General features: G+C 46.9%; 27 protein-coding genes. 8 read left to right on the top strand and 19 right to left on the bottom strand.

Annotated elements, in window-relative coordinates:
• Positions 1–2: 2 nt before the first annotated feature.
• Positions 3–758, top strand: a complete 756-nt coding sequence (locus tag L9P36_RS15380; protein WP_237468479.1) for a hypothetical protein — start codon at positions 3–5, stop codon at positions 756–758.
• A 65-nt stretch (positions 759–823) separates the two neighbouring features.
• Here L9P36_RS15380 and L9P36_RS15375 read toward each other — a convergent pair whose 3' ends face one another.
• The 5 genes from L9P36_RS15375 to L9P36_RS15355 form a co-directional block, all read right to left on the bottom strand.
• On the bottom strand, positions 824–1,330 hold the full coding sequence (locus tag L9P36_RS15375) for a hypothetical protein (RefSeq protein ID WP_237468477.1): 507 nt from the start codon (positions 1,328–1,330) through the stop codon (positions 824–826).
• Positions 1,331–1,593: 263 nt separating this feature from the next.
• The gene (locus tag L9P36_RS15370) at positions 1,594–2,154 is read right to left on the bottom strand and encodes an HdeD family acid-resistance protein (protein ID WP_237468476.1); all 561 of its coding nucleotides are present in this window, start codon (positions 2,152–2,154) and stop codon (positions 1,594–1,596) included.
• A gap of 296 nt (positions 2,155–2,450) precedes the next feature.
• Entirely contained in the window at positions 2,451–3,005 is a 555-nt protein-coding gene (locus tag L9P36_RS15365; RefSeq protein WP_237468474.1) for a hypothetical protein, read from the bottom strand.
• Between the two features lie 197 nt (positions 3,006–3,202).
• On the bottom strand, positions 3,203–3,502 hold the full coding sequence (locus L9P36_RS15360; protein WP_237468472.1) for a hypothetical protein: 300 nt from the start codon (positions 3,500–3,502) through the stop codon (positions 3,203–3,205).
• Positions 3,503–3,999: 497 nt separating this feature from the next.
• Positions 4,000–4,371: a DUF2750 domain-containing protein gene (locus L9P36_RS15355; protein WP_237468471.1), complete on the bottom strand. Its 372-nt coding sequence runs from the start codon at positions 4,369–4,371 to the stop codon at positions 4,000–4,002.
• A 288-nt stretch (positions 4,372–4,659) separates the two neighbouring features.
• Here L9P36_RS15355 and L9P36_RS15350 point away from each other — a divergent pair, with 288 nt between their 5' ends.
• Entirely contained in the window at positions 4,660–6,693 is a 2,034-nt protein-coding gene (locus L9P36_RS15350) for an EAL domain-containing protein (protein ID WP_237468469.1), read from the top strand.
• Between the two features lie 128 nt (positions 6,694–6,821).
• Here L9P36_RS15350 and L9P36_RS15345 read toward each other — a convergent pair whose 3' ends face one another.
• From L9P36_RS15345 to fruB, 8 genes are all read right to left on the bottom strand, one after another.
• Positions 6,822–7,490 (bottom strand): tRNA (adenine(22)-N(1))-methyltransferase, encoded by a 669-nt coding sequence (locus L9P36_RS15345; protein WP_237468468.1) that lies wholly within the window; start codon positions 7,488–7,490, stop codon positions 6,822–6,824.
• Between the two features lie 542 nt (positions 7,491–8,032).
• Positions 8,033–8,704, bottom strand: coding sequence for a DedA family protein (locus tag L9P36_RS15340; protein WP_237468466.1), 672 nt, complete (start codon positions 8,702–8,704; stop codon positions 8,033–8,035).
• A gap of 59 nt (positions 8,705–8,763) precedes the next feature.
• Positions 8,764–9,162, bottom strand: coding sequence for a hypothetical protein (locus L9P36_RS15335; RefSeq protein WP_237468465.1), 399 nt, complete (start codon positions 9,160–9,162; stop codon positions 8,764–8,766).
• 156 nt (positions 9,163–9,318) lie between these two features.
• Positions 9,319–9,987 carry a DedA family protein gene (locus tag L9P36_RS15330; RefSeq protein ID WP_237468464.1) on the bottom strand — a complete coding sequence of 223 codons (669 nt, stop codon included), beginning with the start codon at positions 9,985–9,987 and terminating at the stop codon, positions 9,319–9,321.
• Positions 9,988–10,038: 51 nt separating this feature from the next.
• On the bottom strand, positions 10,039–10,401 hold the full coding sequence (locus L9P36_RS15325) for a hypothetical protein (protein ID WP_237468462.1): 363 nt from the start codon (positions 10,399–10,401) through the stop codon (positions 10,039–10,041).
• Positions 10,402–10,555: 154 nt separating this feature from the next.
• Positions 10,556–12,292 carry a PTS fructose-like transporter subunit IIB gene (locus L9P36_RS15320; protein WP_237468460.1) on the bottom strand — a complete coding sequence of 579 codons (1,737 nt, stop codon included), beginning with the start codon at positions 12,290–12,292 and terminating at the stop codon, positions 10,556–10,558.
• Between the two features lie 15 nt (positions 12,293–12,307).
• Entirely contained in the window at positions 12,308–13,252 is a 945-nt protein-coding gene (gene pfkB / locus L9P36_RS15315) for a 1-phosphofructokinase (protein WP_237468459.1), read from the bottom strand.
• A gap of 3 nt (positions 13,253–13,255) precedes the next feature.
• Complete coding sequence (gene fruB / locus L9P36_RS15310; protein ID WP_237468458.1) at positions 13,256–14,368, bottom strand: fused PTS fructose transporter subunit IIA/HPr protein; 1,113 nt, start codon at positions 14,366–14,368, stop codon at positions 13,256–13,258.
• A 294-nt stretch (positions 14,369–14,662) separates the two neighbouring features.
• On the opposite strand from fruB, the gene L9P36_RS15305 reads away from it, so the two are divergent.
• A complete protein-coding gene (locus L9P36_RS15305; protein ID WP_237468456.1) occupies positions 14,663–15,730 on the top strand; it encodes a LacI family DNA-binding transcriptional regulator in 1,068 nt (355 codons plus the stop codon).
• Positions 15,731–15,819: 89 nt separating this feature from the next.
• On the opposite strand, the gene L9P36_RS15300 is transcribed toward L9P36_RS15305, so the two are convergent.
• A complete protein-coding gene (locus tag L9P36_RS15300) occupies positions 15,820–17,193 on the bottom strand; it encodes a ferredoxin reductase family protein (protein ID WP_237468454.1) in 1,374 nt (457 codons plus the stop codon).
• Between the two features lie 305 nt (positions 17,194–17,498).
• Here L9P36_RS15300 and ylqF point away from each other — a divergent pair, with 305 nt between their 5' ends.
• Positions 17,499–18,446, top strand: coding sequence for a ribosome biogenesis GTPase YlqF (gene ylqF, locus L9P36_RS15295; RefSeq protein ID WP_237468452.1), 948 nt, complete (start codon positions 17,499–17,501; stop codon positions 18,444–18,446).
• Positions 18,447–18,581: 135 nt separating this feature from the next.
• Here ylqF and L9P36_RS15290 read toward each other — a convergent pair whose 3' ends face one another.
• Positions 18,582–20,303, bottom strand: a complete 1,722-nt coding sequence (locus tag L9P36_RS15290) for a bifunctional metallophosphatase/5'-nucleotidase (RefSeq protein ID WP_237468451.1) — start codon at positions 20,301–20,303, stop codon at positions 18,582–18,584.
• Positions 20,304–20,714: 411 nt separating this feature from the next.
• Here L9P36_RS15290 and L9P36_RS15285 point away from each other — a divergent pair, with 411 nt between their 5' ends.
• Positions 20,715–21,137, top strand: coding sequence for a copper chaperone PCu(A)C (locus L9P36_RS15285; protein WP_237468449.1), 423 nt, complete (start codon positions 20,715–20,717; stop codon positions 21,135–21,137).
• A gap of 120 nt (positions 21,138–21,257) precedes the next feature.
• Here L9P36_RS15285 and L9P36_RS15280 read toward each other — a convergent pair whose 3' ends face one another.
• The gene (locus L9P36_RS15280; RefSeq protein ID WP_237468448.1) at positions 21,258–21,974 is read right to left on the bottom strand and encodes a DUF3581 family protein; all 717 of its coding nucleotides are present in this window, start codon (positions 21,972–21,974) and stop codon (positions 21,258–21,260) included.
• Positions 21,975–22,163: 189 nt separating this feature from the next.
• Positions 22,164–22,598, bottom strand: coding sequence for a bactofilin family protein (locus L9P36_RS15275; protein WP_237468447.1), 435 nt, complete (start codon positions 22,596–22,598; stop codon positions 22,164–22,166).
• Positions 22,599–22,928: 330 nt separating this feature from the next.
• On the opposite strand from L9P36_RS15275, the gene L9P36_RS15270 reads away from it, so the two are divergent.
• Positions 22,929–23,567, top strand: coding sequence for a YceH family protein (locus L9P36_RS15270; protein ID WP_237468445.1), 639 nt, complete (start codon positions 22,929–22,931; stop codon positions 23,565–23,567).
• Complete coding sequence (locus L9P36_RS15265) at positions 23,564–23,950, top strand: GIY-YIG nuclease family protein (protein WP_237468443.1); 387 nt, start codon at positions 23,564–23,566, stop codon at positions 23,948–23,950. The genes L9P36_RS15270 and L9P36_RS15265 overlap by 4 nt, the downstream gene beginning before the upstream one ends.
• A 60-nt stretch (positions 23,951–24,010) precedes the next feature.
• Here the strand turns inward: L9P36_RS15265 and speG are convergent, their stop codons facing one another.
• Positions 24,011–24,553: a spermidine N1-acetyltransferase gene (gene speG / locus L9P36_RS15260; protein ID WP_237468677.1), complete on the bottom strand. Its 543-nt coding sequence runs from the start codon at positions 24,551–24,553 to the stop codon at positions 24,011–24,013.
• A gap of 181 nt (positions 24,554–24,734) precedes the next feature.
• On the bottom strand, positions 24,735–25,550 hold the full coding sequence (gene thiD / locus L9P36_RS15255; protein ID WP_237468442.1) for a bifunctional hydroxymethylpyrimidine kinase/phosphomethylpyrimidine kinase: 816 nt from the start codon (positions 25,548–25,550) through the stop codon (positions 24,735–24,737).
• A gap of 229 nt (positions 25,551–25,779) precedes the next feature.
• Here thiD and L9P36_RS15250 point away from each other — a divergent pair, with 229 nt between their 5' ends.
• Positions 25,780–26,505 (top strand): sulfite exporter TauE/SafE family protein, encoded by a 726-nt coding sequence (locus L9P36_RS15250; protein ID WP_237468441.1) that lies wholly within the window; start codon positions 25,780–25,782, stop codon positions 26,503–26,505.
• Positions 26,506–26,671 lie beyond the last annotated feature (166 nt).

Raw genomic sequence — 26,671 nt, 5'->3', positions numbered from 1 at the left:
TGATGCGCCCTAAAAAAAGCGCGCTGGTCGCGCTGTGCTGGGCATGTGGTGTGCAGCTGTTATTGATTCATCTGAGCGCGAAGGCTGCCCCAAACTCAGCCACGCAGATACGCGCCATGTGCCAAGCTGATTTACAGCCGTTGAATCAGCTTTTTCAACCCTTTCAAATTGCGATGGAAATTCGCCAGTGTATTCCGATCTCCAACCATCAAATATTGCTCTGGCTGGAGCTGAGACAAGGTGAGCATTATCAAAGTCAATTGCTATGGATGAATGGCGTTGAAGGAAAGGTGCAAGAAACCACAAAGAAAAGTGGATGGCAGGCACAAAATCTCAGCCAAGAGTCAGAAAAATTAATAGATAGCTGGTATCGCGAGGTGATTTTCGAGCGCGACGTTCGCCAACTACAGTTACTGCCCAATCAATCCAGTCAGTCGTTGTTCACTGAAAACAGCCCAAGATATTGGTGGGTGAGTACAGAGAAAAAGCGCGCGCAGGATCTTTTGGTGCAGCATCATTTACTCTCTTTTACGCCGCAAGGTTGGCAACATAAACTCACCACACGCTTATCACAGCGCACTCAATGTGATGATCAGCAGGCATGCCAATGGACTGAACTGCAATGGGCCTATAAGCGATATGGCACCTATGCCTATCTATATGAGCAGCAGCAGCGTCAGCGATGGCACGAAACAGAGCAGGGTAAAACTCGCGTGGAAACCTCGCAGTCTGTGTCGTTGACGGAGCTTACAGAGTAATCAGAATTGCTATAGCGGATAGGTTGATACCGCAGATAGTTGATAATAGTGTGCACATAGAGCATTTATAAAATATGCAATCCGCTATCTTTCACAAGGCGGATTAACCCTGATAATTTATTCCTATCTAGGAAAAAAAGATGATGCGTAAAGTCAGCCCCTTCAACATAAATTGCCTGATATTCAGGTAGCGCCACATAAAATCGGAAGCGATCAGAGATCATATGATGTGTACTCATGAGTAATTGGCTTGCGCTTGCATCTGATACAAATTTTCTGAAGGTTGCTCTTTTTTTGTGTCTACCAATTAGTTTGATTAAATAGCATTCGGTTGATTTGTATAGGGACATAGAGAATGTGTGGAGCATTTGCGTATATTTCTTTTCGTTCTCAATAGTCACATGGTCAATATTTTGAATGGTTTCCTCCCGCGTAAGCCATCGATCAAAAACAGAAATAGACAGTAATTCAAATGATTCGATCTGATCTGCATAAAATAAGTCGAGTATGTTAGGAAACATCTCTTGAAGCTGTATCTGTTTGTTATGAGGTAAATTTACGAATTGGCGCATAAGGATATTCTCATGATGTCTTTATGATTCCATGTTGGAGTATGGAGTTGATGATGCCTTTATATTTATCTGTAGTCCTCATTCAATCCGAATATCATTTTAAAGCGTGAAACCTACCTAAAAAATGTGGAATCACGGGGTTATTGCATTATGCATGTTTGCAATGCATGGTGAATGAAAAAACGCCCAATGCAGTGCATTGGGCGTTCTAGGTTTTGGTTTGCTCAAAAGGATTGAGCTGTCTTATCTTGAAAAGCTGTGTATCAGTTCGCGGCTTTTTTCATTTGTAGGCCAAGGAAGATAAAGCTAATGCCTTCAATCACCATAGAGACACCGACAAAAATACCCAGCAGTGACAATGAGAACTCTGGTACGCCGAGTTGGGTAAAGAAGTAAACACCAATCCCCACCGAAATTAAGCCGCTGAGTGCAAGCCATTGGCTACCATTGGTACTACGATTTGAAAGGCCAAAAATGATACGAGTCACGCCGTTAAAAATCATCACCAACACCATGAGTGTGGTGAGCGTGACCAAGCCTTTGAGTGGTTCAAAAAGAATAAAAGCACCACCAATGATATAAAGTAGGGCGCTTAATGCGTACCACAATTTGGGCTTCCAGCCAGAAATTTTGAAGCTATGGTAAGCCTGAACCAAACCACTAAATAGGAAAATACCGCCGACCAAAGTGGTAATCGTTACGCCAGCCAAAATAGGCAGATAAACCGCGCCAAGCCCCAAGATAAAGGTAAGCACGCCTACGCCGACAAACCATTTCCAACCTTTTGAGAAGAGTGTTTTACCTGTGATTTCAGGAGTACTCATAGTAAGCCTCTTTATGCTTATTTGTTTGATTCGATTCAGTTTACGCCTTTTCGAGTGTGCGGCAAGTCACATTTCCCATCAAATATAGACAAATTGTATTCACTTTGCTGACAGATTTTCTTTACACATGTGGCGGTGATGAAGTGAAGGCCCCTGTCATCCGTTTGCGCTATTGAGAATAAACGGATGATTGATGTTGTATGAGTCATGAAGTGCGAGGGTTTAGTGTGTTGTTTATGGCGTAACAATGATGAATAAATAAAAACGTATTCGTTGAAAGGTGGGCATTGGTAGGATTAACAACGAATCCATTTACGTTTGCACTCTGGCGAACGCTGAATTTTTTTAGACTGAGTCAGCGATTGAATGGCTTTAGAAAAATCAGGTTTAGAGAGGCCTAATTGTTTTTGTAAACTTGGGTCTAATGAGCGTGGTGATTTTAATGCTGAAAATACTTTTTCCTCAGGCGAGATCTTTTTTTGTACGCTTGGCATTTGTACGACGGTATCGTCTTTGGTTCGTATGCTTTTGACATTTGCACCAAGTTGATCGCACTGAAATTGAAATGCAGCAATTAGATTTTCATCATTGCTATAAAGTTCGAAATTAACCGTAGAGAATTGTTTTTTATCTAATGCAAGCAAGACCTTAGATAGATAAGCAATGATATAAAAGTCCGCTTGATTGGCACCTGAAGGGTAATCAGATAGGTACAAAAAAAGTGATTTTTCACATACACGTTGAACTGGCTCCAGCTTAGAGAAAACAAATACTTTATCAATGACACTCGCCTTCACTTTTTCTAGTGCTTTCAGACCAATGTTCTCTGCGTCTACAAATATCATTTTCATATTGTCACGACTCTTGCTGTGTATGCACCAACTGAAAGTGATTCAGTATGCATTACTAACTAGTTGAGAAAGCTGACCAATTTAATGGCATAGCTTCAGTTCTTTTTAGTGTCTGCCACGGCACGACAAAAACTAAGGTTCAGTGAAACTATATTTGATAACATCTTGGATAACAGCTGGTTAGCGACATTTGCTCTCTAAATATGCTGAGAGCTGTTTTGTTGTGGCTTGGTTAAATGTCGATAGCGCCATTCTCCAATGCGCCACGCAAGACTGTTGAGAACGCCGCCAAACAATAAAATAGTGGTCATAAAAAATGGTAGGGTCGAATAAAACTCATGCCACTGACTCTGATTGGTCAGCAGCGCAATACCAATCAACCGCCCCAAAAAAAGTACCCAAGCTAATAAGACAGTTTGGCTGACTACGTAATAGATCGAACCTTTCTTTTGTTTGTTTTTCCAGTTTTTAAGCCATTTCTCTTGTGATTCCGTCATCGCATTCCCTTATCAGTGATAGGTTCATTCAACCGGTTATTGCGCAACAAACAATGTATGGAGGGTACGGCCAGTTATCTAAATATCATTCAATGATGAATATCTATGGCAGACACTTTGGCTGCAAGCCGATTTACCGTCGCTTATGTGCTACATAATTTAGCGCGAAAATTTGGCTAAATCCCCATGCATTCCACTATCAAGTACGCAACTTTCATTGTAATTTTTATATTGTTACCAAGTAATCGTGTGCATTCGCAACTCAACGCATTGCTTATCATGATGCATGAAAAGCAATGCGTTGTTCCGTTTGGCTGGTTTGTGAAAAGTACTCGATAATGGATTGAAGGCGATAAAAAAGCGCCCAGTTTAATGAACTGGGCGCTTTGAAAAGATGGTTGGTCAATCTGTGTCATTGCACAGGATTGTGTTTTTCTGCGCTGCGATGTCTGTAACAGTTACGTTAAACGTGAGAAAAATGCGCTACAACATGCGGATTAGCGACGTTCGCGCTTGAGTAGCTCTTGCTCAAATTCATCAGGGTAGAGCACCAAACCCTCACCTTCAGTATCGGGATAAACCACAATGGATAGTTCGTCTTCTTCAAGGCCCATGGTCCAGCGGCTTTTCCACTTGGCAAGCGAAATTGGTTCAGCTTGAAAGCCTTCCCACTCTTCTGTGGCCCATTGCAGGGCATGTGCTTCAGAAGGCCAAACCGGCACGCACTCTTCATCATCGGTATTGAGTAACACACTGCCGTGCTCATCAATCAAAAGCCAGATTTTCTTGCTTTCAACAATGGCTTTGAAAAATGCATCAAAGCGGGCATTGGGATCGCGTGGTACTGTGATTGAAGCTGAATCGCTCATAATTAGCCTTATATCAATGGTGACTTGGCCAGTATATCTTGCTTTATTTGCGGGCGCATCGTTGATGCGCACTTGTTTTGCATGCGTTATGAGGCGGCGGTGTCTTCACATTAGAATGAATGTTTAGGATAGATGACAAACGTTATGCGAGGCGGATTCAATTAATTCTATTTATCTAACACGATGAAATGCAAAATATTTTGATGGTAATCACATTTCGATTGACGGGCTGAAAAGGGTGCATATAATCGCCGCACTTTTTCTCAGTTTATCGATTGCCTATCATTAATGCGGAAGCTGCCTTCTCTTCGAAATGGTTACGAAACATACGTTCGTGACATCTCCGTTGTTTTTCTACTGTTACTGCCACTGACGATCAGTAATGCGTTGTCCATTTTCGCAGGGCATGCGCTTAACTATGCGCATTTGAAGGATTGGTCAGAAAACTTCTTTCACTTTTCTAATCTATTGATTGGCATCTATCCCATTGCCCTTTGCATTATCACCACCTATTACTTTGCAATTAAAAACCACACCAGTCCGCTGGTGGTGGTGCCCTATGCGTTGGTGATGTTTTTAGCGGTTTCACTGTCCAACGATTTGGTTGCGCCGCAGTGGCGATTACCTAATAACCCCTTGGTTGCATTGGTTTCAGCAGTGATCGCGGCAATTTGCTGTTCATCGGGGCGACTTTTCCCGCTTGATCCGCTGCGTCCAGATTTTGTGCGTCAGCTTTATCAGCAAGTGGCGCACCTATTTGCCTTTCTCGTGCTCACCATGCTGTGCACGAAGTTAACCGGCTTTGTGATGGCAGAAGGTGATGCGCTGCACCAAAAAATCTCGCTGAATCCACTGACCTTTGCTGGGGGCATGGCCTATCAGTTTGTTTTGGGATTGCTGGGCGCCATTGGCATTAATGGGCACAATTTTCTATTTGGTGAAAAGCAGCAACTTTATTTGGATACCCAGCACAACCTTGCGGCATGGCTAGCAGGGGATGCCCCGCTGAATATTTTAAGCCAGGGTTTTTATGATGCCTTTATGTCCATTGGTGGCTCTGGTAATGCGCTGAGTTTGCTGCTCTGTGTGCTGTTCTTTTCGCGTGATCGCCGCCATACCATCTTGGCGCTTTCGGCTATTCCATTGGTGATGTTTAATATCAATGAGTTACTGCTTTTTGGTTTGCCTGTTATTTTCAACCCAACGCTGATTGTGCCCTTTATTTTGGTGCCCTTGGTCAGTTTTGTACTGGTTTATTTCACCATGAGTATGGGGTGGGTACCGCCTGCGGGTACCATTGTCGATTGGATGACCCCGCCCTTTATGAGCGGATATCTGGCAACGCAAAATAGCTGGGCTGGGGTGTGTCTGCAGTTTGTGGTCGTGGGCGTGGGGATTTTAATCTATCGGCCTTTTTACCGTCATTTTGCCTGCGCAAGCCGAATTAACAGCCGCGCAATTTTTCGCAAGCATGAAGTCGAGCGTAGCACGCTTAAATCTTTTATTGGCGATGTGAATCAGGCCATGGGGCGTTATATCAGCAAGCATGACGTGAGTCGTCGCGTCAGTCGCATGCTCAGTCGCGGCGAGTTTGTAATGTACTATCAGCCGCAGGTGCATCTTAATGATGCCAGTCATTTGGCCTTTGAATCTTTAGTGCGATATCGCGATGAGCAGGGGAATATCAAGCCATCGACCTTTATTCAGGATTTTATGGAGCTTGGCGCCATGTACCAGCTGGACCAACTGGTGCTGGATTTGGTATTGGCAGATATGCAAAAAATGCCACTGGTCCAGGGGTGTCGCATTGGCGTAAATATCTCGGCTGAGACGATTTCATCAGCAGAGATAGTGCCCTATATCGCTGAGCGATTAGGTCACTATCGGATCCCTGCGACGGCGCTTGAAATCGAGATCACCGAAGAGGCGATTTTAAAAGATCAGCAGCAAATTTCAGCCAATATTGAAGCGCTGCAAGCGCTGGGTGTGAAAGTAGCTATTGATGATTTTGGTGCCGGCTATGCTTCATTTTCACATCTGCTGAAATTTAGCTTTGATAAAGTGAAGTTGGATCGCTCGCTGCTTTTAAATGTTGACCAAGCGCGCGGTCAAAATCTCTATCAGTGGCTGGCAAAAATCAGTGAAGTCACAGGCTGCGCCATGGTGGCAGAAGGGATTGAAACAGAGCAAGAAAAAGCCTTTGTGGCCAGTTGCGGGATTGATATTTGCCAAGGCTATTACTTTGCACGTCCGATGCCGCTGCATGAAAGTTTTGCTTGGAGTGCCAGCTGCATGGCAGCGCATCACGATATATCGCATTGATTCAAAAAGCGCTCGTTGAGCGCTTTTTTATTATGGGGGAATGTCGAACGCAAGTTTGCTTTTTATTGATGAAGGCAAAAGCACGACAACTGAATGCGCTAAAGATAAATTGTTTCAGGGTGAATATTTTAAATTTGAATCGCTTGATAAGCCGCCAGCATTTGCAGCGCGTCAGGCTGATTACCCTTGGCAATTCGCTGATAATGCGCCAGCGTTTTTTGTAAATAGCGCTTTGCTCGTTGCATTGCTTCGGCGTTGTCTGCGTGCCACAAACGTTCACCCGTGATGCTAAGCGCCTGCCCTTGATGGCGCGCCGTGGTGAGGTGCAAGATCTCATAGAATCGTTGATTCTCTTCCACCAAGACTTCATCCAGTAAGTTGAGCTCAAGCGCGATTAATTGCTGCCTGAGCGCGTACTGATGGTGTACAGGGCAGAGTAAGAAATCAAGGGTGAGATGTGGATTTTCTTGAACAATGGTGCTGACGAAATGCGCCATCAGATCGCCACCAACCCCAGCAATAATCACCAAATGTCGCCCAGCATATTGATTAAGCGGAAGCTGCGCCACATCCAAGCAATGGGTTTGCCAGCGGCCGTTTGGATGGAAACGCTTGAGTTTACTTTCAACTTGGCTCATCAGCGAAGGCACGATATCAACAAAATGAACGCTACTCTGCGGATAGCGTTTAAGAATGGCTGCACCAAGGTGGCCATGATCGCAGCAACAATCCCAAATATGATCCACATGCGATTGAACCCATTGCTCAATCTGGCCAAGGCGTTTTCCAAGTTTCAAGCGACCACTCATCTGCTTTAAAAAAGAAGCGGATTGTAGAGAGAAACCGCCATATGAACTAGTAAAAAATACGGTTGAACTTCACTGTTTCAGGTGGTGGGTACTGATGCTAAATGACACAAGCATGAAACTGTGGATGCTATTACAAAAACAAAAAAGGCTTTGCGAAATGCAAAGCCTTTTCTTTATGACGCAGCAAGCGAAGGTGCGTGAGCTTTATTTATTGATGTTGTTGCTCATGGTTGCGAATGCTGGAGTGTAGATTGCAACGATTTTGCTGATGATGTTTGTCATGGTGATTCCCTCAAAATTACAGTCAATGATAACAACCTTGGCCTTCACTGACAGGCTTGGGGTCGTGTTTTGTTGGAGCGCATTATAGGTATTTCGATGAGACTGAAAAGTGAGAAAATCACTCTAAATAGATTAGATATTCTAATGAATGAAGCGCTATTCATCAAAAGCTATGCTTTGATTCAAATCAGCATAAAAAAAGCGCCATAAGGGCGCTTTTCCATTCAATATTTCTGCGTTTTAGGTGATCAAACTGGCTTGGTCGGTTGTGCTGGTCGCCATAGTTTTCTTAAACGCCAGATCACCGCAGTCAAAATAAAGGTGCACAGCGTAATGACAGGTGCCGCCATGAGCGCCATGGTGACAAAACGGCTAATGTTCTCAGGCAGTGATGGCAGCATAAAGCCAACGCCTGCGAGCAAAAAGACCCATAGGGTCGCGCTGAGCCATGAGAAGTGGTGAAAACGTGGTGCATGCTGGACACGAATGCCCATCATCATTGGCAATACAGAGCGAACGCCCGGCGCAAAACGCGCACAAAAGAGCGCCACCAAGCCATGACGACAAAGAAGTGAGTCCACCATCTTGATATTACGTTCAGGTACCTTATGCAGCCATCGCTGAACGAGGGGTAGCTTGTTCAGCCATCGACCTTGTAAGAAAGCCAGCCAGCTGCCTGTCGCTGCGGCAAACACAAGCATGGGGAATGCAATCCAAGGATTGAGAATACCCACAGCCGATAGGGTGCCAGTCAGTACAACCACGCTGTCGCATGGCAGAGGCGCGGCAGGAAGAAAACCGCTTTCGAGATGGATCAATACCGCAACGAGTAGGTAGATCAAAAGGGCACTATTTGGGCCAAGGGCGTCAAAGTCTTGGTGCCAAATGGCGATCAAGACATCTTGAATTTGTTCGAACATGCGTTCTCCATCGTACAAACGAGAAAATGAAATAAAAAAGGCGGCGGATAGAGAGGGCTTTAACGGCTATGCGCAAAGCGATATTGCAGGTGAAGCCAACTTTTTCGGCGTTGCTTTTGCCACTGGTAAAACCAAGTGACGTGGGAGCGTAGCGAAAGTGGCTGAATAGGTAATTGTCGTGCAAAGGCGCAGATGCCTAACAGTAGCAAACTTTGCCAAAGTAGCGACCACGACAGCGAAAAGAGGTTCGGTTGAGCGTGAATTTCTGAGGGTTCAGTTCGCAGCGGACTTAAACGTGCAACCAGCGCAGGTTGTTGCGCTGAATAGCCTTGTGGCTGCGCGATTAACATCTGAGCATGATGCTGCGTTTGCTGTTGAAGCAACCATAGGTGAATAGCAAAACACATCGCTAGTAGCGCAATGGTCATTAGCAGTTTTTGCGAAATGAAATGCTTCACGGTCACACTCGGTATTTGAACTGAGAACTATGTACTGTGAATAGTGAAAAAAGACAATCTTTTTTCATCAAAAAGTGGTTTGGGAAAAGAAAAAAGCGCTGTGGTTAGCGCTTTTTGAGTCTTGATAAATGGAAATTGATAAATCGATGGCAGGTGTTAAACCGGGCGCGTTTTGCTTTGGAACAAACGGCGTAAACGCCATGCCAGCGCAGACAGGATCACCACACTTAAGGTGATAAGTGGTGCCGCCATCAATGCCATGGTTACCCAGTGGCTGACGCGCTCTGGTAGCGATGGCAACATAAAGCCACTGCCTGCTAGCAATGTGACCCATAGAACGGCGCTGAGCGCTGAAAAACGATGGAATTTTTGTGCATGCGGATTGCGAATGCCCATCATCATTGGCAACACAGAGCGAACGCCAGGGGCAAAGCGTGCGCAAAATAGCGCCACCAAGCCATGTTTGCCAAGCAGCGTATCGACCATTTGAATATTTTTCTCAGGCACCTTGCTTAGCCAGCGTTGCACCAAGGGTAATTTGTTGAGCCAGCGGCCTTGCATAAAGGCAAGAATGCTACCAATGGAGGCGGCCGCCATTAGCAGCGGAAAAGTGATATAAGGGCTTAAAATGCCTTCAGCAGCCAAGGTGCCACTGAGAATAACCACGCTATCGCAAGGGAGCGGTGCTGCGGGTAAAAAGCCGCTTTCAAGGGTGATCAAGGTAGCGATTAAGGTATAAATCATCACAGCGTAGCCGGATGTTTGTAGTGTGTGAAAATCTTGGTGCCAAATCGCGGCCAACACATCGTGAAATTGTGTAAACATGAAAACTCCATAGCAAGCGGGGGTAAAAAACAATCAAACCGAGGGCTTAAATCACCTGCGACTATGGATAAAACGGAACTGGAAATTACGAAGGCTTAAATGGGTTGGTTGCTGACCTTCCCCCCTGACCAAATGCCGAAACGCGCCAAGGCAGAGCAGCAAAAAGATAGCGGCGGCATCCACGGACCAAAGTTCAAGTGGCTGTGGCTCAAACTCGATGGATGGGGGCGTTTCATTGGCTGATGCATTTGTCTGCGCTGAGCGAGACGATTCATCAAGATAGGGGAATCCTGCAGGCTGGCTGGCCGTCTCAACCAAAAGCTGGTTGAGCGAATACTGCGCCGCATGCCCAGCGGTGAGCCAAGCACTTGCAACGAGAATCAGCAAATTGAAAAGAGAAGAGATAAATTTCACAGCACTACAGACCTTATGTTCAAAGACTATGTACTGCGATTTGCGACAAAAGACAAAGGGTTTATGCAAATTTACGCAAAAATAAAAAAAGCGCCTGTAAAGGCGCTTTAATTTTAATCATTTTTTACTGTGTCGATTGACTGAGTAGAGACGTTTAAGCTTTTGTTGGCTCTACTTTTTTGAGCATGGCGTACAGGACACCCGTGACCAAGGTACCCGCGGTAATGGCAAAGAGGTATGGCAGCACTGGACTGATGGCATTTGGGATCAGCAGTACAAATAGGCCACCATGCGGTGCAAGTAGCTGCGCACCAAAGAGCATGGAGAGTGCGCCGGTTAATGCGCCGCCTGCGATACATGCAGGGATCACACGCATTGGGTCACGCGCGGCAAAGGGAATGGCACCTTCAGAAATAAAGCACAGACCCAGCGCAAAGGACGCTTTACCCGCTTCACGCTCTGGTGCGGTGAATTTACTTTTGGCAAGGAATGTGGCCAAGCCCATACCCAGTGCTGGCACCATACCTGCCGCCATGGTTGCTGCCATCGGCGTGTAGGTTTGGGTTTCCAACAGCCCCACACTAAAGGCGTAAGCGGCTTTGTTCACCGGACCACCCAAGTCGAAACACATCATCGCGCCCAAAATAAGGCCAAGCAAAATGGCGTTGCCATCGCCCATATTTTTCAGCGCTTCTGTCAACCAATGCATGAGCTGAGCCACTGGCTCGCCAACGATGTAGATCATCACAAGGCCAGTAAAGAGGCTGGCGATAAATGGAATGATCAAAATTGGTTTGAGCGATTCCATGGTTTGCGGCAGTTTGATCTTATCTGCAAGCAGTTTGGCGCTGTAACCTGCAATAAAACCGGCGGCGATACCACCAAAGAAACCTGCGCCAATGGTCGCGGCAAGAAAACCACCGATCAAGCCTGGTGCAAGCCCGGGACGGTCTGCGATGGAATAAGCAATATAACCTGCAAGGACTGGAATCATTAAGGTAAAGGCAGATTTACCAATGCCCATGAGCGCAGCTGCAAGTGAGCCTTTTACGTCAGCGGCATTAATGCCAAAGACAAAGGAGAGCGCGATACATAGACCGCCTGCTACCACCAAAGGCAGCATGTGAGATACACCTGTCATTAGGTGTTTGTAGACGCCCGCTTTTTCCTGTTTGCTGTCATTGGCTTGCGCTGGACCACTGTGCTGATACACGGTGGCCTTGGCAAAGGCGTCTTGCAGCGTTTGCTCGGTTTTTTTCAGCGCCAGACTGGTGCTGGTTTTAAAGAGCGCCTTGCCATCAAAGCGGGAAAGATCCACTTCGATATCGGCGGCAATAATGACCACATCCGCTGCCGCAATTTCTTCTGCAGTCAGCTGGTTTTTGGCGCCCACTGAGCCGCGCGTTTCTACTTTAATCTGATAGCTATTGGCTTTGGCGGTTTCCTCAAGGGCTTCGGCAGCCATAAAGGTATGCGCTACACCTGTTGGACATGCGGTGATTGCGACAATGGATTTTTGTACTGCGCCTTGGTTTGCGATTGGTGCATTGCTTTGGGCTTCTTCGCTTATCGCATCCGCATCAAGCAGCGATGCTTGTTCGCTCGCTTTGGTCAAAAAGCCTTGCGCGTCAGTCAATACCTCATTGATGCTCCCTTGGTACACTTTTTTTCCTGCAAAGCGAGCCAGTGAAACGGGCGTGTTTGCAGCAATGACGATGCAATCGACATTGGCAATGGTTTCAGCGGAAAGGGTTTCCACCGCTTTCACTGTGGAGTGGCATTCAATGGCAGCGCTAAAATTTAATTTGGCAGCTGCTTTTTCAAGCAAACCTGCGGCGAGGATGCTGCTGGCAACACCGCTTGGACAGGCGGTTACAATTGCAATTTTCATTATCGTTATCCTCAATTATTCAATGCATTGGACGCTGACTTGGTTAAAAATCGCGTCGCGTTGTTCTTCGCTGCCAATCCCTACGCCCACTTGGCTTACCGCCAAGGCTGAAAGGGTGGTGGCAAATTTGAGTGTTTGTGCCTGAGGCCATTGTTGTAGGTGACCCCAAGTCAGTCCTGCAACCAAGGTATCGCCAGCACCGACAGTGCTAACCACATTCATTTTCGGCGGTTTGGCATAAAGGCATGCTTCACGTGATTGCCAAATCACACCATCAGCGCCCATGGATACCACGGCATTTTCAATCCCTTGGTTATTGAGCATTTGCGCCGCTTGCTGCACCTGTGCTGGGTTATCTAAGGTTTGATGTAAAAACTCACCGAGCTCAATTTCATTGGGTTTGACCAAGAATGGATGGGCGTCAAGGCCAGCTTTGAGCGCCTCATTGCTGCTGTCGAAGATGACCTGTTTACCTTGCGCTTGTAAACGGGTGATCCAGCCAGCCATCACCTCGGTAGATAGACCCGGCGGTAAGCTGCCCGCCATCACGAATACTTGATGCGTTTTCGCCAGTGCAAAGAGTTTGGCTTCAAAGGCAGCAATATCTGCTGCAGAGACGCTGACGCCAGGAAAGTTAATATCGCTGACGCGGCCACTTTGTTCAGCCACTTTGACATTAATGCGACAGGCACCAGTGATGGTGACAAATGCATCTTCAATGCCGTAATCAGCAAAAAGCTGCTGAAATGCCGGATGGTTTTCATCACCAACCAAGCCAGTCGCTGTGACTTTCGCGCCAAGCTCCGCAAGCACCATGGCCACATTCACCCCTTTTCCAGCGGGGCGAAGATTGGCCGTTTGTACCTTGTTAACCGCACCTAAATGAAAGGTGGCTAATTGACCGGTGAGATCAAGTGCAGGATTGAGGGTAATGGTCACGACTTTGCAGTGATTGGACATCGCTTAACCCTCACCTAGACCAGCGTCAATGGCCGCTTCAATGCCCGCCAGTGCTTCAGCAGCATCTGGACCATCTGCAGTGAATTCAAGGCGATGGCCATGTTTGACCCCAAGGGCAATCACTTTCATCAAGCTTTTTGCTTTTACCGCTTTGCCATCGCCATCTAAATTACTGACCCAAATATCGGATTGGTATTTTTTCGCCGTTGCCACCAGCACAGCGCCTGGGCGTGCATGCAAACCATGGTGGTTGTGAATGGTGAACACTTGGCTAAGGCCTGATTTCATCTCTTCGGTCAGCGCCGTGAAAATAGCATTTGCGTCGCTATTGACCAGTATGCCGAGCTGCTGATTTTCGGTGAGCTCAATTAAGCGGTTGAGTACAGCTAAATGCGCGCTGTCCTTTGCGGCAATGCTGATTAACAGACTAACTGGATTGTTTTGATAGACGCTGGTATGCGCTGTGTGCACCAGCGCAATTGCCGTTTGTTTGGCTTCTTTGCTGGCTTGTAACCAAACACCATGGCCAAGATGGTGCGATTGTGCGGCGATGAGTGCAGCGACGCCTTGCGCATCAATGGCGCTGCGATTTTTCATGAAGCCCGCATTAACTGCGCTCATTTGCGTGAGATCGGCTGCTGGGAAATCGGTGACGATCATCTCAGCATCAAAAATCAGAGTGGCTTGGCTGTCGCCATTTAAAATAGCGATGAGCTCATCAGCCGTCGTCGCTTTTTTTAGCTGCTCATCAATCCCTTCAGCTGAAAGCACATGGGTCAATTGCTTGAGAATGCCAAGATGCTCGTCAGATTTTGCGGCAATGCCAATGGCAAGATAGGCGCGGTTTCCATCGCCCCAATCGACGCCTTGCGGATAATGGGCGATGGTGACACCTGTGGTTTTGACTAAATCACGGGTATCCGTGGTGCCGTGTGGAATGGCGATGCCATTGCCAAGATACGTTGAGTTTTGCAGCTCGCGTGCTTGCATACCGGCAACATAGCCAGACTCGACAAAGCCGCGCTCAGTTAAACGAGCCGCGAGTGCATCAATGGCACTTTGTTTATCTTCAGCGACTTGTTGCAACTGAATGTCTTGTGCGGTGAGTGACAACATGGTTTCGTCCTCAGAAGGTTGGGGCGCTCTGCGGTCAGAACGACATCTTTATTATGGTGCGTTTTGCTCAATGCGTTGCTGGAACGATTCAGCAATCACTTAAAAAATTTCAGCAGCATTCTCGAATGATCGAAAGTTGATCGAGCTGACGAGATTTTGGCCGATTCAATCGGCGCTGAAATGCTGCTGAATCCTTTCAGTTGACAGGCTGAATCAATTCAGCAAAAATTTCAATCAAACCGACTGATCGTTTCTTGATAAATATGATCAAGCGCACACTTTGGAAGAGATTGCATGAAGCTCGATGAGATCGCGCGCCTCGCTGGCGTATCAAAAACCACGGCAAGCTATGTCATTAATGGCAAGGCTGAGCAGTACCGTATCAGTGTTAAAACGCAGGCGAAGGTGATGGCGGTGGTGGCCGCACATAACTATCGTCCCAATCATGCCGCCTCTTCATTGCGCGCAGGTTCAAGCCAAAGCTTTGGTTTGATTATTCCCGATCTAGAAAACAGCAGTTATGCCAAATTGGCCAAATTGTTAGAGCGCGATGCACGCCGCGCCGGTTATCAGCTGATTATTTCCTGTAGTGATGATGAGCCAGAAACTGAAAAACAAGTGGCGGATAATTTGGTCACGCGACGCATTGATGCGCTTTTTGTCGCTAGCTGCTTGCCGCATCACGATAGTTTTTACCCTGCGATTCAGGCGAAGGGGATTCCGGTTATCGCCTTGGACCGAATGATGGACGACGAGCAATTTTGCTCGGTGATCAGTGAAGACTTTGAAGGCGCGAAGCGCTTAACCCGCGCGCTATCGTTGCAATCATGCGCGCGTATGGCAGTGATTGGTGCGGCAAAGGATTTAAGTGTATCCAAAGATCGCGAGCAGGGGATCCGCGCGGCGCTGCAAGACACATCCATCGAAATGCAGATCTATTATGGTGATAGCTTTTCCCGCGAAGAGGGCGAGCGATTAGCGCAAGCCTTGTTAGCCAATGCATCCGCTATCAGCACATCCTTAATCAGTGAATCGCCAAGCAGTACATCATTGACAAGTGCACCAGAAATTAAGGCAATGGCAGATGAGTCTTGTTTTCCTGATGCGCTTATCTGCACCGCTTATCCGCTATTTGAAGGGGTATTGGATGCGCTTGCACCTTATCCTGAGTATTTTCATCGCGTGCAGTTGGCAACCTTTGGTGATAACCGCTTGCTCGATTTTCTACCGGTTAAAGTGCAATCGCTGGCGCAGCAATTTGAACTGATTGTGGACGCCGCCTTGACCATGGCGCTCAATGCCTTGAGTACGCAAGCAACGCCTTGCGTTGAGCTGATTGCACGTAAATTAAAGCGCCGTTAAAGCGTATGGATTGCAAAGCATGACGTTAAAATGCACCGCCCAAAAGGCGGTGCTTTTTATTCAATGAAAGGGCGAGGCGAGGCTACGGATTAGCGAAACTCAAAATATTCGCGATGAAAGCGTTGCATGGCAAATTGCTTGGCTTTCAACTGTTGGGCTAGCGCTTTTGCAAAGTTTGCAGGGCCGCAAAACCAAATGCTGGCTTGCGCAAACTGCGGATGATTATCTTCAAGCGTGCTGATGGTGAGCAGCGGCTGTTTGCGGTTATCAATCAGATGAAAATCAACATTGGCAATGCGTGCTTGATGTGCAAGTTGGTTGATTTGTGTGCGTGATGCATCTTGAGTGCAAAAATAGAGCGTCACCTGTGGTTGCACGCTGTTTAGTTTTGCGCGCTCCTCAAGCTTGGCAAGAAAGCCTGCAATGCCAATCCCGCCCGCGATCCAGATCTGTTCGCTTTGGCTGTTTGTATGTGTATCGAAGTCAAATTGCCCATAGGGGCCTTCTATCTCGACCTGATCATTTTCAACTAAATCATGAGATTGGATCATGGTAGGCAGCGACCCTGTAAAATCGCCCAAGGCTTTAATGGAAAAACGTAATTGATGCGCATTAAGTGCCCCAGTCGTGCTTGGCGCTGCGCTTGATGTAATGGTAAAAGGATGCGCCTTCTCACCTGCCAATCGAATAAATGCAAACTGCCCGCTTTGATGACCGGGCCAGCGAGGCAGATGGACGGTGAGCGCCGTGACCCCATGTCGATGTGATATGTGACGAATGCGTCCTTGATAACGCTGCGCGTTGCCCACTTTACCAAGTAAACTGGCCACAGCGCATAGGCTGCCAACTATCACGAATAAAAGCGTGAGCCAAGTAATCGGCTGATCCCAATAGCTGGGTTTCAGTAAAATCACGGTGTGAACAACAAACGCCAAATAGAGCAGGGCCATCAATTTGTGGCTCCACTGAAACCAGTGATAGGGCAGGCGTTTGAGCAGTGCGGCAATCATCAATAGGATCATTAATTTGATGCCAATATCACCCATTTGTTCAGCCATGGGACGCATCTGATGTAGCCATTGCATGATGCTATCAATATTTTCAGCGGGCTGGCTTGCCATTGATTTGATGGGACGTTCAAGCAAACCGCGCTGAACGAGCATTTTCGGAACCAAGGCCAAAAGCCAATGCACTAGCGCAAACACCAGTGCGAAGATGGCACTCCATTTGTGCAGGCGATAGGATTTATCCAACCCTGTGGTGATGGCATCCACCCAACGAAATCGCATGGCTAGAATCATGGTGAGCGAGAAAAGGGTGATGGAGAGAATGCCAGTCAGTTGTAGCAGGCCACTGCGAATTGGATGCCAATGTGTTTGCTTGAGGATTTGCCAGTCGGCGTGAAGCCAAAAAACGCTACAGAGCAGGATCAGCAGCGCGATCATCCAAGATGCTTTTTTCATCGTTTTGCCTGTTGAGACATGAAGGGATGATTGACTGTAACGGCTGTAATGTCAGTTAACGTCAATCAAGCTAAAGTTATGAAAAAGCGGTGCCAGCTTATGATGGATTGAGTTTCGCGATCCATTTCATTCAATGGTAAGATTCGCGGCAAAATGCAGGCGATATCATGCTTTGCGATAATTCGGTGTTTTTCAGCCTAAACTTCCCCTCAGTAGGGAAACACGCGTGTTGTCTTGTGAACGCTCGCTGTGAAGTGACGGTCCATAGATGGCACCCGTGATAGTGATGAAGGTTTCAATTTCAGATGATTAATAATTCAATTCAATGGTTCCCAGGCCATATGCACAAAGCACGCAAAGAGATTGAGGAGGTGATCCCCAAGATCGATGTGATTATTGAAGTGCTTGATGCGCGTATTCCCTATAGCAGTAACAATCCATTGATTGGTCAGCTTCGTAAAGATAAACCTTGTATCAAGGTGCTTAACAAACGTGACTTGGCTGATCCTGAAATGACCCAGCGCTGGATTGAACACCTTGAGCTTGAAGAGGGTGTGAAGGCGATTGCGATCACTACGGCTGAATTAACCGAAGTGAAAAAGGTGATGGACCTTTGCCGCAAGCTTGCGCCGCATCGTGAAGATATGGGCAAGAATATTCGCACCATGATCATGGGCATTCCCAATGTGGGTAAATCGACATTGATCAATGCACTGGCAGGTCGCGTGGTAGCAAAAACAGGCAATCAGCCCGCGGTGACTCGTCAGCAGCAGCGAATTAACCTGCAGAACGGGATTGTGCTTTCAGATACCCCAGGGATCCTATGGCCAAAAGTTGAAAACCCGCACAGTGGTTTTCGTCTTGCTGCCACAGGCGCGGTAAAAGATACCGCCATGGATTATGATGAAGTGGCTTTTTACACCGTAGAATATTTGGCAGCCAATTATGCATCACTGCTTGAAGCGCGTTATAAGCTTGAACAGCCGCTGCCAGAGACTGAGATTGAGCTGATGGAAGCCATCGGTCGTAGCCGAGGCTGCTTGCAAGCGGGCGGGCGAATTAATTTGCACAAAGCTTCTGAAATCTTGCTCAATGAGTTGCGTGATGGCACCTTGGGTTTGATTACCCTTGAAAAGCCAGAGATGATTGCCGATGAAATTGAAGCGGTCGCCATCGATACGGAGCGTAAAGCACAGGAAAAAGCAGAGCGTAAAGCCGAGCGTCGTAAGCGCTATTTAAGAAACAAACGCTAAGTTTGTGTCGATAGGATTGCTTTGAAATAAAGCGATTCTTGAAGAATTTCAGAATGAGAAAAAGAGCGCCAAGGCGCTCTTTTTGTTTATCTAGCCCTTGCTTGCCCGCTTTATGCGGGTGCGTCGCTGGCAGAGCTATTGATGTGGATGAAGATGAACGCATTCAATTAGCTGCTCTGGGTGCTTGCCCAAGGTTTCAAATTGCCCCAGATAGTGCTCAAACGCTTCAGCCAGCGTTTCATCGAGTGCGATCGCCGGTTGTAGTTGCTGGGTGAGGGCGTCGTATCCCTCTTTGCCTGCTGCGGTATAGCCAGAAGACACTGCGCAGTAATGCGCATCCATATCAATAGGCAGCCACTGCGCACCATCAAAATAGGCCAGCTGAGTAATGCGCTCGCCCTGCGGCGCTTTGCCATCAAAGTGATATTTTAGCTTGGCGGTATAGGGGAAACTGCCGGTACCCGTCCCTTCGATACCTAAATTGAGCGCATTATTGATGGCACCTTCCAGCGCTTGTTGAACTGATTTGCCTTTGACCCAGTAAACAGTGAGTGGAATTGCAAAGGGGAGCACTGAGCCAGAGATAGTGGCAGCGCTGAGTGATCCTTGGTTAAGGTCGGCGCGCACGCCGCCGGCATTATGAATGGCAAACTGCACCTCAGGCAGGTGCTGCTGCGCCTGCCAAAGCATGGCTTCGCAAACCCAAGGCGCCACTTGGCTACCTCCTTTCTCATCGGGAATGCGCGTATGGCGCAAATGACGACGAACTAAGGTAATAGGCGCTTGTTCACTATCCTCAATTTGCGCGCGAAAAACGGCAATGGCAGCGTTCATTTCTGTATCTTGCTTGTAATAGCCAAGGCCCAATTGCCCCTTGAGCGCTTGATGCCAATGCGCAGTTTGCTGCGCTCCGACAGGTTGCTCACCGGCTTGATCATGATAAAGCGATGAGCCGATGAGAAGTTCTGTATGGCCGCTGGCATCTAGTAGGGTTCCGTCGCTATCAAGCTCTAGGTTCAGCGCACCTAAAAATAGGCTGTTACAACCGGCTTGCACGACCGCACAATTGCCAATCCGCGTTGGATAATCGCCATGATTGCCATATCCCAAATGGCGAAAATCGCCAAGTACAGTGTGGCTATGGCCACCGATGATGGCAGCAATGCCCGGAACTTCAGCGGCAATTTGGCAGTCGCGCTCAAAACCAAGGTGACTGATCACAATAATTTTATTGATATTGTTTGCATGGCAGTGGTCGATGGTGGCGCGCAGTGTGTCGATTTCTGAGAAAAACTGGCTGCTGGCATCTGGGTTGGCGATAAGCGGCATCTGTTCAAGCACCAAACCGATAAAAGCCACCGGCTCACCTTGAAAGGTTTTCACCAAGTAATTGGCACGTTTTTGCGCAAGGTTATAGCCAAGCCAATTGGCTTTTTCACTGAGTGCATTGGCTTGTGGCGGCGTCCACATATTCCCCGCGAGCATGGGAAAATTAATGTGATCGAGAAAATCGGCCACGGGCGCATTGCCCAAATCTAACTCGTGATTACCAAGGGTCATCATGTCGAGATCAAGCTGGCTTAACAGCGCAGCGTTGGCTGCGCCTTTGAAGCGTGCAAAATAGAGCGTGCCTTGAAAGCAGTCGCCAGCGTGAATGCCGACAAAGGCCTGACCGCGTTGTTCTGCGCGCGCACGATGGCTAGCAAAGCCACTTTTGAGCCGCGCAAAACCGCCACTGGCACAATAAAAGTGCGGTGCATCCGTTTCGTTTTTAAGGGTGATCGGCAGAATTTGCTGGTCAAAATGGGAATGGGTGTCATTGCAATGGGCAATGGTTAGGGTAAGCGGTTGGTGCAATGAAAGACTCCACCGAAGAAGGCAATGCGAGCGAGTATATCAAAATCGAGACAAAGGGGGAGAAAGGGGCGCGGGTTATTTATGCAAATGCGTTTTGAATTTCGGGAAAAAGTGATCTCAATCGAGTGTAGCCTTTGAGACTGAACTAAGCACAAAAGCTCATTTTGGCAAGTACAATCTCAGCAAATGTACAAAACTGCGAATTTTCATGGCTGTAACGTACCGTAAAATCAATGGAATCTGTGAGCGAGCACTAAGCTCCTTGAATCTGAGTTGCCTTAATGCAGGCGCTCTTTTATCTTGATGCCAACAATGAATATAAGTTGTTGTGTGATCGGTGATTATGCGTGATGCGATGATTCGCCATGCATAGTCTTCGTTTAGCTCTTCGACATACGCAAGGATGTAGCGATGAATCCTCTCATAAAACGTTTATGCTGGCTGTTGGTTCTCCTCTTTTCTCCATTTTCCATGGCTGCGGTCACCGTCACTGATGGTTACGTGGCACAAAAATCAGCAGATCAAAGCAATGGTGCAGCCTATATGGTGATTCACAATCAAGGTAGTAGCGATATTACCTTGGTGATGGTGAACTCACCGGTTGCAACGAAATCAAACATTTATCAATTTATTGAGCGCAATGGTAAAAAGCGCAAGCGTCTGCTCAATAAAGGCTTACTGATTAAAGCCAATAGTAGTGTCACTTTGGCACCCGAAACTTTGGTGATTGCACTGATGGGCTCTAACCAAGCGCTCAATCCAGGCGACATGGTCAAAATTCGGTTGAATTTTGATAATAACGAGTTGCTTGAGCTGGATTTGCCAGTGAAATAAATGAGCAAAAAGAACCATTAAAAAACGCGCCTTAAGGCGCGTTTTTTAATGGTTCTTAGGTCATTTTTTTTCAGGATTAATGGTTTTTATTAACCATAAAACTATTGACCAAGTTTTGGGTTAGGCGGTTTTTAATCCTAGCTGTTGCTTGCGAAGCTCATAGGCTGCAACTAAATCATCAATGCCTTGTTGTTCGTATGGGATCAAGCCGCTGAGCAACATATGCTTTTTACCGCTACCAACCACTTTGCCCTGATCGACAATATCAAAATAAAGGGTGGAACTACCGCGTTTGCCGTTCACTTCAATTTTACTGTCAGCTAAGGTAACCACAGGGGCGTTCAGTTCTAGAGTATCAAGGCTCAGTGCCATGCTTTCATACATCACCAATGGGCGCTGCACATTGAGCATCACACCTTGTTTTTCCATCAATGGCACAAGAATGTGTGGAAAGTTTTTGCCTGAGAACTGTACATAGCTGGTGACCAAAGGTTCAATTACGGAAAGATCGCAATTCTTTTCAGCGTCATAACTTAGTTTTAGATACGTTTTTTCAGCATCATCTGTGACCACGAGGTGCTCTGCTTCAGAACGCGCAAAGCGCAGTGGTTTTTCTTCAGTCACCATGCCTGAAAAGGCGATGTTCATGGATTTGCGCAGGCCAATTTTGCTTGTGATGATGGCAAAAAGCAGATCGCCAGGGACACAAAAACGTTTGGCATCTGGATCATGAATAGGGTTGAAGTCATGGGCCACAAATTTAGCAAAGTCACTGGCTTGTTGTTTGCTGATGCTCACGGCATCGCCATGGTCGGTGAAATAACTATCTAAAAACATATGATTTTCAAAGGCTCAAATTAACTGAGCGCATTGTAATAGAAAATAATCGAGTAAATGGTCTAGCCACTCACTGGTATGGCCAGTTTAGATGAAAAAAGCCGCAATTTGCGGCTTTTTATCTTGATAAATGCAACTAAGACGCAATACAAGCGCTTCTGGCAGGATTTAAAGGTGCCCCTGACGCCTTTAGTTTGCCGTTGCCGTCTTTTTCTCAGTCGTATTTTTAGTATCAGCGACTTCAAGTGATGGTTTTTTCGGTAGCGGGGTGACGCCTTCTGGGCGATTTTCACGGTTTTCACCGACCAGCATCCCGCCTTTGGTGATGGTGAGCGCTTGGCTATAGACCACACCTTTGAGTTTGCCGTTTTCAAGAATATCGACATTATTGGCTGTACAAGTGCCTTCTACCAAACCGTTTACGATGACATGGCTGGCTTGGATATTGCCATTGATGCGGCCTGATGGGCTGATCATGATAGTGCGCTCAGTTTTGATGGTGCCTTCAATGTAACCATCAACCTGTAGATCGCATTGCAATTCCAAATCACCGGTAATTTGGCAACCTTTGGAGATTAATGAAACGCCTCCCGTGGCAGCTTGTTTATTCTTTTTTCCTAACATGGTTAAAAAACCTCAGCCATCAAATCAATACACCAAATTTGGTGTGCAAAAACAGTGCGAAAACCGTAGCGCTAAATTTCATAATGTTCGCAACTTTGAGTCAAGTGATCATGAACGAAAATCAGGGGAAATAGACAGCATTAAGATTGAAAAATTGAATCCGATTCGCAAACCTGAGCGTTGGATCGCAACCATTTCCCAACTGTATCGAAAAATTACCATCTTAATTGATTAAATTGACCGCACGGAGCTAAGCGCTGTGATCGACCTCGTTGTCTCGATGAAAATCCCCTGCTAGTCTCAAGCCAAACCATAAATCGAGATATGATGATGAGTGATCGTTTGACTCCCCTTGAAGCCCGTGTGATTGGCTGCCTTTTAGAAAAAGAAATCACCACCCCAGATCAATATCCACTAACCCTGAATGCCCTCACCAATGCCTGTAATCAAAAAAGTAACCGTGAGCCTGTGATGTCGGTCTCTGAAGCTGATGTGCAAGATGCTTTGGTCAGCTTGATTGATAAACGTGAGGTGACTGAAGATTTAGGTTTTGGTAGCCGCGTTGCAAAATATAAGCATCGCTTTTGTAATACCGAATTTGGTGCCCGTCAGTTTAGTGAGCAGCAGCGCGCGATCATGTGTCTTCTCTTTTTGCGCGGGCCACAAACGCCGGGTGAGCTGCGTACCCGTAGCAATCGCTTGTGCCAATTTGCGGATGTGCAGGCTGTGGAGCAAAGTTTGGAATCGCTGATTGCCCATGAGCCTTCGCCTTACGTCGTGAAATTAGCCCGTGAAGCGGGAAAACGCGAAAGTCGCTATCAGCAGTGTATTGCAGATGAAGAGGGCGGCGCGTTACCTGTTGCTGCTGGTGACCTTGTATCATCTGACTTAGAGGCGCGCGTTGAGATGCTTGAAGCCGAGCTTGCGCAAGTTAAAGCGCAGCTCGCTCAGCTATTGGCTACGCAATGAGTTTAGTCGCGCAGACCTTACTCCACGCAAGCGTTGCTGACGAGAAAGTTGATGTGAGTGACGTCAATGTGAGTGATGCAATTTGGTCTGTGTATTTAATTCGAGATGTGAGACAGCGTCTCTATTGCGGCGTGACCACGAATGTGGCGCGCCGTTTTGCTGAGCATCAACAGGGTAAAATTGGCGCAAAAGCATTAAAGGGACAGGGGCCATTGATGCTCGCTTGGCATCAACCCATTGGTGATAAGCGATTGGCGATGCAGCTTGAATATCGCATCAAGCAGCTCAAAAAAAGCCAAAAAGAAGCGCTTGTGGCTAAGCAGTGCCTGTTAACCGATTTTGCAAACTGTCGACAACTGATGTCAGCTGCAGCCAGTGGTTGACTGCACTTGGTGTCAGCGAATCAAAAACGCCAAGCGCAAGTCTTGGCGTTTTTTTTAAGTTTAGTCCTTGGCTTGATCGTTCGAGGTGAGATAGTCATGCTGCAAAATATACATGCGCTTGGCATCTAAATAACGACCATTGGTAAAAAATTGCTCGACTAAATGGCCCTCTTCGATAAAACCGCAGCTTTGATAAAGGTGAATCGCCTTATCGTTATTGACCGCCACTGTTAAATAAACCTTGTGTAAGTTGAGAATGGAAAAAGAGTAATCCAAGGCTTTTCGAATTAAGGCGCGGGCATAACCTTTGCCTTGATAGGCTGGCGAAATAATAATTTGAAATTCAGCGTTGCGGTGGATGTAATCAATCTCAATTAATTCCACCAGTCCAATCACTGTATGATTGTCTTCTGCGACAAAGCGGCGCTCAGCATTATCGTGAATATGTTTTTGATAAAGCTCTTCTAACTCATCAAAGGACTCATAGGGTTCTTCAAACCAATAGGCCATCACACTGCGGTTGTTGTTCATTTGGTGAATAAAGCGCAGATCGCTGCGCTCCAATGCACGTAATGTCAGTTGGTGATGCGAGGTTTTGATCATGCTATCCATGCATGTTTCCTTTTCGATGGTGTTTTCATACAGCGATTGGTCCATATTTTAATGGCTGAATGTGACACTGCAGATGACGCAATTGATGGTTTGATGACCATCAATTTCGTGCGCGCGAAAAAGTAAATCATCGACAATCATTGGGCGCGCAATGATTGTCGATGCTTTGATGCTAGGCGTCTTGCTCGAAAAAATGGTGCACAGGGCCATGACCATGCCCGACCTTGAGCATGTCTGCATGTTCAATGGCTTTGCTGATATAGGCTTTGGCATTATCGACGGCGCTATCTAAGCGATCGCCTTGGGCGAGAAAACTCGCTAAGGCTGCCGATAGTGTGCAGCCTGTACCATGGGTGTTTTTGGTGGCAATGCGTTTTTGTGAATAGGCCTGTGTATGATCGCCCTCAATGAGCAGATCGAGACTTTCATCCTCTTGTAGATGACCCCCTTTTAAAAGCACCGCATGAGTATTCAGTGCGCGAAGCGCTTCAACCATCGCTTCCATTTCAGCGATATTTTGGGGTACCGCGCAGCCGAGCAAGGTTGCAGCTTCAGGTAGGTTGGGGGTGATCACGGTCGCCAGTGGTAGCAATTCTTTTTTGAGTGCATCAATGGCGGAGGTTTGTAGTAGCAGATCGCCGCTGGTGGCGACCATCACAGGGTCGAGTACCACAATCTTGGGTTGATACTCACGCAGTTTTTGTGCCACAACTTCGATGACTGCGGCATCACTGAGCATGCCAATTTTAACGGCGTCGATATGAATATCAGAGAAAACCGCATCGAGCTGAGCGGCAACAAATTCCGCTGGCGGGGTAAATATCGCCTGCACGCCTTGGGTATTTTGCGCCGTGAGGGCAGTTATTACCGAGCATGCATAACTTCCCGTGGCACTAATCGCTTTAATATCCGCTTGAATTCCTGCGCCGCCACCACTGTCGGAGCCGGCAATAGTTAATACGTTGGCAATTTTAGAAGCGTGTGTCATAGCAACCTCAATATTGGTCAGTAGGGCGCATCAAGTGTCAACCTACTGAATGCGCTAAGTCATTGAAATAAAATGTTCTGAGAACCTAGCGAGACAACAAGTGACTTAGTGTGCCATGAAAATCATGCAGGTTAAAAACAACTGTGCGATCCAATCAACAAAATGTGCAGTTCAGTAAAAAATCGCGTAGCATATTTGCTTCTCAGTGTTTTATGGAATCAACACAATCATGGCAATGGTCTTTGCCTTCTTGATGGTTGCTGCAGGCGCATTTGTTCAAACCACCATAGGTTTTGGTTTCGCCATTGTGATTGCACCCGCCCTTTTTCTTATATTGCCGGCCTATATTCCAGGCCCCATTGCTTTGGTCGGTTTGGTGATCGCGCTTTTAAATGCCTATCGTTATCGTACCAGTATCTCCTTTCATGGCGTTGGATTGGCGCTGCTTGGACGTATTCCGGGTACGGCCGCTGGTGCCGCGCTTTTATTGGTGGTGAGTGCGCATTGGTTGTCGCTTTGGTTAGGTTTGGTGGTTTTAATTGCGGTGATTGTCAGTTTGTTGCCACATCGGCTTGAGCCCACGCCCACACGCTTGCTGATTGTGGGTTTTCTTTCAGGTTTTATGGGTACCAGCTCGAGTATTGGTGGGCCACCAATGGCGCTTTTATTGCAGCACCAAGCTGCGAACCATATTCGTGCCAATATGGCAGCGTTTTTTATTGTCAGTGGTTTTATGACCTTGATTGCACTGACGATGATTGGTCATATGACTCTTTATCATGTGGGGCTGGCGCTGCCGCTTATTCCTGCGGCGATCATCGGTTATTTGATTGCCAATAAAGTGATCCATCGAATCGATAAGCAGCAAATGCGCTGGTTGTCATTAGTGCTATGTAGTTTGTCTGCCGCATCAGCCATCGGTCATTTCTTTTATCAGCAATTTTGGGCGTCATAAGTTTAAAACTAAACGCGACTATGCAATGTATTGACGTCTTGTGACGGATTGTTAGCTCTGAATATGTTGCCATCAATTACCCACAAAAATGCCGCACTTAACGCTATCGTTGGTGCGGCATTTTTATGGGTGCAAGAGCTGTATCGTATCAGCCGTGACTGCGCTG

It is taken from the genome of Vibrio stylophorae (assembly GCF_921293875.1).
Taxonomy (GTDB): Bacteria; Pseudomonadota; Gammaproteobacteria; order Enterobacterales; family Vibrionaceae; genus Vibrio_A; species Vibrio_A stylophorae.
Note: the sequence above shows the minus strand (reverse complement) of the source record. Positions and strands in the feature narration are given on the sequence as shown.